9 protein-coding genes, 1 tRNA gene and 2 pseudogenes are annotated in these 10,877 nt (G+C 67.5%); 6 read left to right on the top strand and 6 right to left on the bottom strand.

Annotation, left to right across the window (positions count from 1 at the left end):
- Positions 1 to 122 precede the first annotated feature (122 nt).
- Positions 123 to 215: transfer RNA gene (locus AC1VAN_RS07965), tRNA-Ser, on the bottom strand.
- A gap of 122 nt (positions 216 to 337) precedes the next feature.
- On the opposite strand from AC1VAN_RS07965, the gene dnaX reads away from it, so the two are divergent.
- From dnaX to AC1VAN_RS07945, 4 genes are all read left to right on the top strand, one after another.
- Positions 338 to 2,434, top strand: coding sequence for a DNA polymerase III subunit gamma/tau (gene dnaX / locus AC1VAN_RS07960; protein WP_478013615.1), 2,097 nt, complete (start codon positions 338 to 340; stop codon positions 2,432 to 2,434).
- Positions 2,435 to 2,440: 6 nt separating this feature from the next.
- The gene (locus tag AC1VAN_RS07955; protein WP_025879376.1) at positions 2,441 to 2,761 is read left to right on the top strand and encodes a YbaB/EbfC family nucleoid-associated protein; all 321 of its coding nucleotides are present in this window, start codon (positions 2,441 to 2,443) and stop codon (positions 2,759 to 2,761) included.
- Positions 2,762 to 2,872: 111 nt separating this feature from the next.
- Positions 2,873 to 3,472, top strand: coding sequence for a recombination mediator RecR (gene recR, locus AC1VAN_RS07950; RefSeq protein WP_025879377.1), 600 nt, complete (start codon positions 2,873 to 2,875; stop codon positions 3,470 to 3,472).
- A gap of 66 nt (positions 3,473 to 3,538) precedes the next feature.
- On the top strand, positions 3,539 to 3,898 hold the full coding sequence (locus AC1VAN_RS07945) for a histidine triad nucleotide-binding protein (RefSeq protein WP_032977365.1): 360 nt from the start codon (positions 3,539 to 3,541) through the stop codon (positions 3,896 to 3,898).
- Positions 3,899 to 4,019: 121 nt separating this feature from the next.
- Here AC1VAN_RS07945 and AC1VAN_RS07940 read toward each other — a convergent pair whose 3' ends face one another.
- The 4 genes and pseudogenes from AC1VAN_RS07940 to AC1VAN_RS07925 form a co-directional block, all read right to left on the bottom strand.
- Positions 4,020 to 4,547, bottom strand: coding sequence for a Slp family lipoprotein (locus AC1VAN_RS07940; protein ID WP_025879379.1), 528 nt, complete (start codon positions 4,545 to 4,547; stop codon positions 4,020 to 4,022).
- 45 nt (positions 4,548 to 4,592) lie between these two features.
- Positions 4,593 to 6,206: pseudogene (locus AC1VAN_RS07935) on the bottom strand (transglutaminase TgpA family protein); the annotation flags it as partial.
- Positions 6,199 to 7,143, bottom strand: a complete 945-nt coding sequence (locus tag AC1VAN_RS07930) for a DUF58 domain-containing protein (RefSeq protein ID WP_032977361.1) — start codon at positions 7,141 to 7,143, stop codon at positions 6,199 to 6,201. The pseudogene AC1VAN_RS07935 and the gene AC1VAN_RS07930, both read right to left, overlap by 8 nt.
- Positions 7,144 to 7,145: 2 nt before the next feature.
- The gene (locus AC1VAN_RS07925) at positions 7,146 to 8,099 is read right to left on the bottom strand and encodes an AAA family ATPase (protein ID WP_480985584.1); all 954 of its coding nucleotides are present in this window, start codon (positions 8,097 to 8,099) and stop codon (positions 7,146 to 7,148) included.
- 44 nt (positions 8,100 to 8,143) lie between these two features.
- Here AC1VAN_RS07925 and AC1VAN_RS07920 point away from each other — a divergent pair, with 44 nt between their 5' ends.
- Complete coding sequence (locus AC1VAN_RS07920) at positions 8,144 to 9,985, top strand: ArnT family glycosyltransferase (RefSeq protein ID WP_480985583.1); 1,842 nt, start codon at positions 8,144 to 8,146, stop codon at positions 9,983 to 9,985.
- 75 nt (positions 9,986 to 10,060) lie between these two features.
- Here the strand turns inward: AC1VAN_RS07920 and AC1VAN_RS07915 are convergent, their stop codons facing one another.
- On the bottom strand, positions 10,061 to 10,633 hold the full coding sequence (locus tag AC1VAN_RS07915; RefSeq protein WP_480985582.1) for a Maf family protein: 573 nt from the start codon (positions 10,631 to 10,633) through the stop codon (positions 10,061 to 10,063).
- Positions 10,634 to 10,747: 114 nt separating this feature from the next.
- On the opposite strand from AC1VAN_RS07915, the pseudogene AC1VAN_RS07910 reads away from it, so the two are divergent.
- Positions 10,748 to 10,877 (top strand): annotated as a pseudogene (locus AC1VAN_RS07910) (YceD family protein); the annotation flags it as partial.

The raw sequence follows: 10,877 nt of genomic DNA, 5'->3' as shown, positions 1-10,877 counted from the left end.
GGCGAAGGGAGGGGCCCGAACGTTGCGCAGCAACGTTTGGGGCGAAGCGCGCGCAGCGCACTTCGCGTCCCCCGCCAGATAAATAAAAAAGGCCGCCCGAAGGGCAGCCTTTTTTATTTATCTGGCGGAGAGAGGGGGATTCGAACCCCCGAAGCGCGGTTTAGACGCTTACACACTTTCCAGGCGTGCTCCTTCAACCACTCGGACACCTCTCCGGATCCCTGCCATCGGCAAACGCCTCAGCAGGGGCGCAGATTCTAGCGGGCGCAGCGGCAGGACACAAGCACTGGTTTGCAGGGCGAGAGGGCTGGACAGGCGTGGCACAATGGAACATCCGATGGAAGACGGTGGCCTGATGTCCTATCTCGTCCTTGCCCGCAAGTGGCGTCCGAAGCGTTTTGCCGAGCTGGTGGGCCAGGAACACGTGGTCCGTGCGCTCAGCAATGCGCTCGACAGCGGCCGGGTCCACCATGCGTTCCTGTTCACCGGTACCCGCGGCGTGGGCAAGACCACGATCGCGCGCATCTTCGCCAAGTCGCTGAACTGCGAGCAGGGCACCAGTGCCGATCCCTGCGGCCAGTGTGCGGCCTGCCTGGACATCGACGCCGGTCGCTACATCGACCTGCTGGAAATCGATGCCGCGTCCAATACCGGCGTGGACGATGTGCGCGAGGTGATCGAGAACGCCCAGTACATGCCCTCGCGTGGCAAGTACAAGGTGTACCTGATCGACGAGGTGCACATGCTGTCCAAGGCCGCGTTCAATGCGCTGCTGAAGACGCTGGAAGAACCGCCGGAACATGTGAAGTTCCTGCTGGCCACCACCGACCCGCAGAAGCTGCCGGTCACCGTGCTCAGCCGCTGCCTGCAGTTCAACCTCAAACGCCTGGATGAAGATCAGATCCAGGGGCAGATGACCCGCATTCTCGCCGCCGAGGAGATCGAGTCGGATCCGACCGCTATCGTGCAGCTGGCCAAGGCCGCCGACGGCAGCCTGCGTGATGGCCTGTCGCTGCTCGACCAGGCCATTGCCTATGCCGGCGGTGCGCTGCGTGAGGACGTGGTGCGCACCATGCTGGGCACGGTCGACCGCACCCAGGTGGCGGCCATGCTCGATGCCCTGGCCGAGGGCGATGGCCCGCGCCTGCTTCAGGTGGTCGCGGCACTGGCCGAGTTCTCGCCGGACTGGAGCGGGGTGCTCGATGCGCTGGCCGAGGGCCTGCACCGCATCCAGGTGCAGCAACTGGTGCCGGGCGCGTCCGCCGCTGCCGAGGGACTGGATGCCAGCGTGTTTGCTGAACGCCTGCGCCCGGAAGTGGTCCAGCTCTGGTATCAGATGGCCCTGAATGGTCGTCGCGATCTGCCATTGGCGCCCAGCCCGCGCGCCGGCTTTGAAATGGCCGTGCTGCGCATGCTGGCGTTCCGCCCTGCGGCTGCCGTGCCGTCGGTGCCGCGTACTCCGGAATCCTCCGGTGGCAGCGCACCGACCGGTACGGGCCAGACCGGGGGCGGCCTTGCTGGCAGCCACGAAGGAGCTGCACCGGCCGCTGCTGCGGCGCCAGAAGCCGCAGCGGTCACCCAGGCAATTGCGGCACCCGTGTTGGCGGAGGCGACCGCGCAGACGCCGAACCCGGCGCCACAGCGCGAACCCGAGCCGGAGCCCGAGCCGACCCCGGAACCAGATCCGACCCCGGATCCTGAACCGGCTCCGGTCGAGGAACCCGGATCCCCGCTGCCGATGAAGGCGCAGTTGGCTCCCGAGGCGGCCACGCCCAAGGCACCTGCCGAGGCAGATGACCTGCCGCCGTGGGCGACCGACGCGGCTGGCGCGCGCGATGAAGCGCTGGCGGCCGAGGTGGCAACGCCCGACGCGGCCATGGTCGCGCCGTGGCACGAGCCGCCGGCGCCGGCTTCACCGCCGGTTGCAGAGGCTGTTGCCGCGCCGGAGCGTTCGTTCCGTGCCGAGGGTATCGACATCGCCCCGGCACCGGTTGCGGCAAAGGAAAAAGCCTCGCCGGCAGGCAGTGTCAGTGACCTGGCCTGTGCCGAAGACTGGCTCGACCTGATCGCCAACAGTGGCCTCAGCGGTCCGTCGCGACAGCTTGCGGCCAATGCGGCCTTCATCAGTTGCCAGCATGGGGTCTTGAAACTGGGCCTTTCGCCCGGATTTGAATACCTGCGCTCCGAGCGCGCGCTGGCAGCGTTGGGCGAGGTGCTGGAAAAGTCCCTTGGCCACGCGCTGAAGATCGTGGTCGAAACCGTGGAAACCGAGCAGGTCCCGGCGGAGACCCTGCACCAGCGCGCCGACCGCCAGCGTGGCGAGCGGCAGCAGGCTGCCGAGGCCATTTTCATGGACGACCCGGAAGTCCAGCTGCTGATCCAGCAGCACGGCGCCCGGGTTGTTTCCGATTCCATCCGTTCTTTTGACGAGTAAGACGACATGCGCGGCAATATCGCCCAACTGATGCAGCAGGCCCAGAAGATGCAGGAAAACCTGCAGAAGGCCCAGGAAGAAATCGCCAAGATCGAAGTGACCGGCAGCGCCGGTGGCGGCATGGTCAGCGTTACCCTGACCGGCGCCAAGGAGTGCCGCAAGGTACGCATCGATCCGTCGCTGGCCAGTGATCCGGAAATGCTGGAAGACCTGATCGCCGCCGCCTTCAACGACGCATCGAACAAGATCGACGCCGAGTCGAAGTCGAAGATGGGTTCGGCCACTGCCGGCATGCAGCTGCCGCCGGGCATGAAGATGCCGTTCTGATGTCCGGTCTGGCACCCGCACTGCCGGGTGCCATGCACTGTGTAGCGTCGAGCGTGCTCGATTGCCCGCAATTTCCAGTCGAGCACGCTCGGCTCCACAGAACACGCCGCCGTGTCCGCACCCCTGCTTGAACAACTGATCGATGCACTGCGGGTGTTGCCTGGCGTAGGCCAGAAGACGGCGCAGCGCATGGCTTACCACCTGCTCGAACGCGAGCGCGAAGGTGGCAAACGCCTTGCCGAGACGCTGGCGCAGGCGGTTGAACGCATCGGTCACTGTGCGCAGTGCCGCGACTTCAGCGAAACCGAGCTGTGCCCGACCTGCGCCAATGGCAGCCGCGAGCGCAGCCAGCTGTGCGTGGTGGAATCGCCGGCTGACCGCCTGGCGATCGAGAACGCCACCGGCTATCGCGGCGTTTACTTCGTGCTGCAGGGGCGCCTGTCGCCGCTGGATGGCATCGGCCCGCGCGAGCTGGGTCTGGAGCAGCTGGAACAGCGCCTGGCCGAGGCGGAGGTGCAGGAACTGATCATTGCCACCAGCGCCACCGTCGAAGGCGAAGCTACCGCGCACTATCTCGCGCAGCTGGCGCGTGCCCGCCAGGTGCGGCCGAGTCGACTGGCCCAGGGCCTGCCCCTCGGTGGTGAGCTGGAGTACGTCGATCGCGGCACGCTGTCGCACGCGTTCGGCACCCGCAGCGAAGTGCGCGATTGAGTCGATGCCGGGCATGCCCCGGCGTTACCGGCCTACAATGCGGAAAACACCCCGCCGAGGCCGACCATGAGCAGCGAAACCCTCTTCAGCAAGATCATCCGTCGCGAGATCCCGGCCACCATCGTCTATGAAGACGACGACGTGCTGGCGTTCAAGGACATCGCACCGCAGGCGCCGGTGCACGTGCTGTTCATTCCGAAGAACGAGATCATTCCGACCCTGGATGACCTGCAGCCGTCGCAGGCGCACCTGATCGGCAAGCTGGCGCTGGCCGCCGCCGAGTACGCGCGTCGGGAAGGTTTCGCGCAGGACGGCTACCGCATCGTGATGAACTGCCGCGAAGATGCCGGGCAGACCGTGTTCCATATCCACATGCATCTGCTGGCTGGCGCGCCGCTGGGCCACTTCGGTACGCCAGGGCGTTGAGGCGGCCATCCACGCATGGCGTGGATCTACTGTTGTTGGTGCGCTGTCGATCCACGCCTGGCGTGGATGAAAAAAGGCCGCCCGATGGGCGGCCTTGTGCATCATGCGTACCGGGCCTGGACTACCACCAGCCCCAGCCGCGGTAACCGCCCCAGTACGGGCCATACGGGCCCGGGCCCCACGGTCCGTAGGGGTAGGGCACCACATCGACCTGGCGCTGCTCCGGCCACAGGTAGATCACGTCGGCAGACAGCTTCGGCAGCCGGTAGTCGTAATCGCCGATACGGGTGTTGGCGTAGCCATCGATCTTGCCGATGAAGGTCACGTCGCGGCCGGCTTCGAACACGGCCGGATCGTAGAAGCCGGCGCGGCAGGCGATGAAGCGGCCGTCGCTGGCATCGGAAGAGGTGGTGTTCGGGCGGCCACTGCCGTTGAGCGGGCGCGAGATGATCTGGAAACAGGTCTCGCCCTGGCCGGGCTTGGTTTCGATGATCCGGCCACCCCAGCGCACCGGCGTGCCGACCTGCTGGGTGGCAACCGAGTCGCGCGGGGAAACCAGGCTGAACTGTCCCTGCAGCGGCTTGGGGGCCGTGGCGCAGGCCGACAAGGCCAGGGCGGCCACGGCGGTGAGGAGGAACTTGGTATTCATGGGGAGGCTCCGGAAGTCGGGCGATGCCTGCGCAGGTCCAGGGCCGAGGTCGTCCAGCCCGAACGGTTGCAGCAACTGCTGCTGGCGGCGCGCGTCGAAGGACAGCACCAGTTCGTTCCAGCCCTTGCGCATCCAGTCGCCGACCTGGCCCAGCTGCAGCCAGCGGTGCTGCAGGCCGGTATCGGCCCCGGCCTGCAGGCGATCGTCGAGCGTGTCCAGGATGCGCTCGGGTGCTACTGCCGCTGTCGGATCGATGCGTACCCAGCCGCGTTGCGGCAGCCACACCTCAGCCCAGGCGTGGGCGTCCATCCGCCGCAGCACCCAGTAGTCGCCGATCCGGTTGCGCGTGCCGCCGGCGAACCCGGTGACCACCCGCGCGGGAATGCCGGCATTGCGCATCAGCACCACGAAGGCAGAGCTGAAATGCTGGCAGTAGCCGGCCTTGTAGTCGAACAGGAATGCATCGACCGGATCGCGCCCGGGGGCCGGTGTTGCCAGCGTGTACGAGAAGTCCGCGGTGATCCACGCCAGGGCGCGACGGACCACGGCGGCGTCATCGGTGCCCGCCTCCTGCCGCCACTGTCGGGCCAGGCTTGCCGTGCGTGGATTGAAGCCTTCCGGCAACTGCAGCGCAGCGCGACGCTGGTACGACGACAGCGTGGCATCGAAGCGCTGCGGCGGAGCCGAGTGCAGGCGCCACCGGCTCAGTGCGGACAATGCGCGGTCGCTGCTCAGGCTCAGGGCTGCATCCAGCCGGCTGCCCTCTGGTGCGGCAGTAGGGAGATCCAGCGCGACCAGCTGGCGACGGTCGGTGGGTTCGTAATCGATCTGATAGTCCCAGCCCTCCGTGCCGTGTTCCACGATGGCTGGCGGCAGACCTTCGGTACGGCGGTCGCGTCGCCAGACATGCCCATCGAACTGGGTCAGTACCGGCCCGCGCCAGTAGCGCTGTGCCGGCGCTGGAACCGCGCCGAAGAACTGCGCCCGCAGGGCCGGGGTGTCGTCGGCCATCAGGTCCAGCCACTTGTCCGGCTCCATCGTGTCCGACAGCCCCGGTGTGCCGACGGCGCGTTCGGGAATGCCCCACAGCGGCGTGGCCAACCGCGGGAACAGCCAGAAGCAGGCCAGCGCCAGCGGCAGGCCGATCAGCAGCAGGCGACCGACACCGCGCAACTGCGTGGTCAGCGGCGGCGGCGCACTGCGGCCTTCACCCTGCGCCAGGCGCTGCAGCGCAATCAGGGCGCTGACGCCGGCCAGCACCGCGAGCACGGTGGTCAGCGGCCCTTGGTCGAGCAGGAAGGCAGCAAACGGTGAAAACAGGGCAAAGCCGAGCAGGCTGCGTGCATCGCGCAGGGTACGCAGCTCGCTGGACTTGATGGCCAGCATCGCCGCCAGCAGCGCGCAACCGGTATCCCGGCCGGGGCGCACCGCCCCCATCTGCCAGACGATGGCAGCAAGCATGCCCAGCACCAGCAGTACCCGCACCGGCATCGGCAGCACGCCGCGCTGTGACAGTGCTGCGRTGACGAGCGCCGCCACGGCGATCAACGTGGCCAATGCGGTGGGCAGCTGCAGCAGCAGCGGCAACAAGGCCAGTGCGGCGCTGGCCAGCGTCCACGTGCGGGTGTTGCGGTCCAGCAGCAGGGCAGGCTCAGTCATGGGGAAGCAATGCCAGCGCGCGCAGGCACAGATGGTGGTGGCCGGCGCCCTGGCCGGGGCCGAGCGGTGGCTGCATCGGCAGCAGCAGCGTATAGCGACGGCCTTCGCGCTCGGCGCTGTCCACCCAGCGTGCCAGCCGCGCGATGCGGGCCTCCTGGCCCAAGGGGGCCAGCGCGCGCCAGTCCAGCACGACCTCGATGCCTATCGGTTTTTCATACTCGCGTACCAGCAGCGTGTCGCGGCGCGCCGAGTGTTTCCAGGCAATGCTGCGGGGGGGATCCCCGGCGCGATACGGGCGCAGCTGGTGCAGTTCCTCGCCGTTGGCATGGGCGCGGGTGTGCAGCGGATCGCTGCCCTGCTGCGGCAGCGGCGGTGCCTTCGCTTCGGCCAGCGGGTAGACCAGCAGGGGTTCTTCCGGCCACACCCATGACCACGCCCTGACCAAGCCAAGCGGCTGGGTGCTGGACAGGCGGATGCGAGGCAGCTCCAGCCAGCCACGGCGTTCGCTGGGCACTTCCAGCGCGGCTTCGCCGCGGCCGTGCGCGGGCAGGTCGAGCCACGCTTCGCTGTTCCCCAATTGCAGGTGCAGGCCGTGGCGCGCCCGTGGGTCGCGCAGCGACAGGTCCACGCGCAGGCGCAGCGGTTGCCCGGCCGGCACCGGCTCGGCGGAGATCGCATCGATCTGTACGCCCGACAGCTGCAGGTGTGCGGCGATGGTGCTGGCGATCGCGGCTGCGGTCAGCAGCAGCGCCAGCAACAGGGCCGGATTGTTGTTGTAGTTGAGCGCGCCCAGCAGCATCGCGACCAGCAGGCAGGCCACAAACAGGCCGAAGCGGGTGGGCAGCACATAGATGCGCCGGCGGTCCAGCCGCTGCGGCAACGACTCGGGCGTACGCGGGCGTGCCATCTGCAGCAGTCGCCGGGCATGCGATGCCATCTTCAATCGACCGYGACGGTCTGCAGGATCGCCCGTGCCAGCGCCGGCCCTGTGCTGGACTCGGCTTCGCCCACCAGGCGATGGCCCGCCACCGCCACGAACAGGGTCTGCACGTCTTCGGGCACGACGTGGCCACGGCCGAGCAGCAGCGCATGTGCCCTGGCGGCACGCAGCAGGGCAAGGCCGGCGCGCGGCGACAATCCCACGCGTACGCCGGCATGCTGGCGGCTGCGGGTCAGCAGGGCCTGCACGTAGTCCACCAGCGCATCGCTGACATGTACCTGGCCGACCGCTTCGCGCAGGGCGCGTACCTGGTTGTCGTCCAGCTGCGGCAGCGCGCGGGCGATCAGGTCGCGACGATCGCTGCCGCGCAGCAGTTCACGCTCGGCCTGTGCGCTGGGATAGCCCATCGCCAGCCGCAGCAGGAACCGATCCAGTTGCGAGTCGGGCAACGGGAAGGTGCCCGACAGATCCACCGGGTTCTGCGTGGCGATCACGAAGAACGGATCGGGCAGGGCATGTGTCTGACCGTCGAGGGTGACCTGCTGCTCGGCCATCGCTTCCAGCAGGGCGCTCTGCGTGCGCGGCGGCGCCCGGTTGATTTCGTCGGCCAGCAGCACGTGGGTGAACACCGGCCCGGGATGGAACTGGAACTGGCGGCTGCCGGCGTCGTACACCGATACGCCGAGCACGTCGGCAGGCAGCAGGTCGGAGGTGAACTGCACGCGCTGGAAGCTCAGCCCCAGGCTGCTGGCCAAGGCGTGGGCCAATGTGGTCTTGCCGAGACCAGGCAGGTCTTCGATCAGCAGGTGGCCGCCAGAGAGCAGGGCCACGAAGGCCAACCGCACCTCATGCACCTTGCCCAGCACCAGCGCGTTGACCTGGTCCTGAGCATTGCGCAGGGACTGACGCAGTTGATCGGTTAGCATGCTGGGCATGGGGGACGAAGCTGTCATGGTCGTCTCAAGTTCGGTAACCGGTCGATTCTATCCATACATCAATGCAGGGCGAACAGCGCGCACGTACGATTTTTCTCTGGTTATGGACGCTCGTCACAGCGGCCAAACTGGTCGTGGCCGCACGCCTGCCGTTGTTCGTCGATGAGGCGTTCTATTGGCAGGAAGGCCAGCATCTGGCTGCGGCCTATTCGGATCTGCCGGGGCTGACGGCCTGGTTGACCCGGTTGGGTGTGGAGCTTGGCGGCCAGCATGTGCTTGCGCTGCGCCTGCCGTTCCTGGCCATCGGTGCACTGCTGCCGCTGCTGGTATCGCGCATTGCAGCGCGCTGGTTCGGCAATGTTGCCGGTTGGCAGGCCGGCAGCTTGACGCTGCTGATGCCGTTGTCGGCAACGCTGGGCCTGCTGGCCGTACCTGATGTGCCGATGGCACTGGCAGCCGTGCTGTGCCTGGACGCCGGCGCACGCCTGCTGCGCAGCGTCGACGCTTCCTCGGCGGTGAAGTTGGCGCTGGGCCTGCTGATCGGTGCGCTCAGCCACTATCGCTTCATCGGTGTGATCGGCGTCGGCTTCATTGCTCTGCTGGCGCTGCCGCAGGGCCGGCGCATGCTGGCCGATCCGCGCGTCTGGGTGGCCCTGGCCGTTGGCGTAGTGGCATGGCTGCCGCTGTTGGCCTGGAATGCCGACAATCACGATGCCGGACTGAAGTTCCAGGTGGTCGAGCGTCATCCGTGGGCGTTCGAGTGGAGCGGCCTGTGGTTCCTGGTGATCCAGCCGATGCTGGTGACGCCCATCCTCTGCATCGCGATGTGGAAAGTTGCACTGGCCGGCACCCGCAGCGGCGGCGGTGCGCGCGTGCAGTGGCGCTATTTCGGCCTGGTCGGCGGCGTGTCGACACTGGGTATCTTCGCACTGGGCTTCTTCACCGACGTCGAGCGCATCAGCTTCCATTGGCCGCTGCCGGGCTACCTGGCCCTGCTGGTAGCGGTGCCGGTGATACTCAACGGCTGGCCGCGCTGGTTGCGGCGTACCGGCTGGTGGCTGGCCGGGCTGGGCATGGTGCTGGCCTTCGGCTATTACCTGATGGCGTCCTCGTCATCGCTGCGCGAGCAACTGGCCGGCGACAAGTACTACCCGCGCAACTTCGCCGGCTGGCAGCCGCTGGCTGCTGCGGTTCGCGAAGAACTTCAGCAGATGCCTGAAGGCAGCCGCGTACTGGCCGGCAACTTCAAGGTAGGTGCCGAACTGGGCTTCCAGCTGGGCCGCGGTGACATCGACGTGCTGCCGCATCCGCTCAATGACAAGCACGGCCGTACCGCGCAGTTGGCGCAATGGAACCAGTTGCATGAAGGCGAGCGCGACGTGCCGATGCTGCTGGTGCTGTCGCCCAGCGATCAGCGTTTCCGCGATCTGCTCGCCCGCTATCACGCCATCTGTGAACAGGTAGGGCCGCTGCCGCCACCACGCGTGGTCAGCAACGATCACGGATTCCAGCGCTTCCTGCTGTTCCGCCTGCCGGCAAAGCGCGCACAGGGGGCGTGCGTGACACCTGCGCTGGCCTACCTGGACTCGCCGGCCAATGCTGAGAAAGTGTCGGGCACGTTGGCGGTGAAGGGCTGGGCGTTCAAGGAAGGCGCCGGCCTGCTGCGTGTCGAAGTGTTGGTGGATGGGCGTTCGATCGGTGATGCACGCTATGGCCGCGAGCACGATATCCGCTCATTCTGGTCCGATTCCAATGACCCGCAGCATCCACGGGTCGGCTTTGATGCCGAAGTGGATACCACCACGCTGACGCCTGGCCGACATTGGCTGGGCCTGCGCCTGCACGGTCGCGATGGCAGCGTGGAGCAGTGGCAGGAGCAGCCCTTCGTGGTTGAAAAGCGCTGAGGCCTCGTGCCCCCTGTGAGGGGCCTGCACTCGGCTCGACGCATGGCTTGGCCCTGTACTTGCGGGCGGGCAACTTTACGGCACCGCGAATCCGGCCCTGCGCAGCAATCCGCACAGTGCGATCAGCGGCAGCCCGATCAGCGCCGTGGGGTCTCGGTTGTCGATGGCCTCGAACAGGCTGATGCCCAGGCCTTCGCACTTGAAGCTGCCGGCGCAGTCCAGYGGCTGYTCGATGGCCACGTAGCGGGCGATCTCSGSCGCCTGCAGCGCGCGGAAGCGCACCTGGGTCRWATCSATYGCCGAAAGKKATTCTCCGTCTCGGRTGAGACTGATGGCSGTRTGRAAKCKCACCGTCTGCCCGGACATTGCCGCCAGCTGCGCGCAGGCCGCCTCGACYGTGCKCGGYTTGCCCAGCGGCTGACCGTTCAGGTCCGCCACCTGGTCCGAGCCGATCACCCAGCTGCCGGGGTGGCGGGCGGCCACCKCGGCCGCCTTCGCGCTGGCCAGGCGCGCCGCCAGCGCCAGCGGCGCCTCGTCGGCCTCCGCAGTCTCATCCACCTGCGGGCGTGCGCAGTCGAAGGGCAGGCCCAGCCGTTCCAGCAGGTCGCGGCGGTAGCGGGAGGTGGAGGCCAGGACCAAGGCAGGCATGCGGGAATTCCGGGGGCGGGGCGCGGCAGTCTGGCCCGCTACCGCCAGCCACAGCAAGCCTTTCATGGCAGTCATTTGACACGCGACCTGCCGATCCTTAATATTCGGCGGCTTATGTCCGCGAACGTACCCGAAACGCTGGATGCCTGGCGGATGGTCGTAGCGCGAAGGCGCTTCGACGGTCAGGTTCCCCTGGCTGAATTGACTCGCCTGCAGGGGCTTGTCGCAGATACCGAAGGGAAGG

This window comes from Stenotrophomonas sp. 05L44_2, from assembly GCF_056665995.1.
Note: the sequence above shows the minus strand (reverse complement) of the source record. Positions and strands in the feature narration are given on the sequence as shown.

What these genes read in the sequence shown, in the direction of transcription:
- dnaX (WP_478013615.1), top strand. Translation starts at nt 338, where the DNA reads ATGGAAGACGGTGGCCTGATGTCCTATCTCGTCCTTGCCCGCAAGTGG.
- AC1VAN_RS07955 (WP_025879376.1), top strand. Translation starts at nt 2,441, where the DNA reads ATGCGCGGCAATATCGCCCAACTGATGCAGCAGGCCCAGAAGATGCAG.
- AC1VAN_RS07945 (WP_032977365.1), top strand. Translation starts at nt 3,539, where the DNA reads ATGAGCAGCGAAACCCTCTTCAGCAAGATCATCCGTCGCGAGATCCCG.
- AC1VAN_RS07940 (WP_025879379.1), bottom strand. Translation starts at nt 4,547, where the DNA reads ATGAATACCAAGTTCCTCCTCACCGCCGTGGCCGCCCTGGCCTTGTCG.
- AC1VAN_RS07930 (WP_032977361.1), bottom strand. Translation starts at nt 7,143, where the DNA reads ATGGCATCGCATGCCCGGCGACTGCTGCAGATGGCACGCCCGCGTACG.
- AC1VAN_RS07920 (WP_480985583.1), top strand. Translation starts at nt 8,144, where the DNA reads ATGCAGGGCGAACAGCGCGCACGTACGATTTTTCTCTGGTTATGGACG.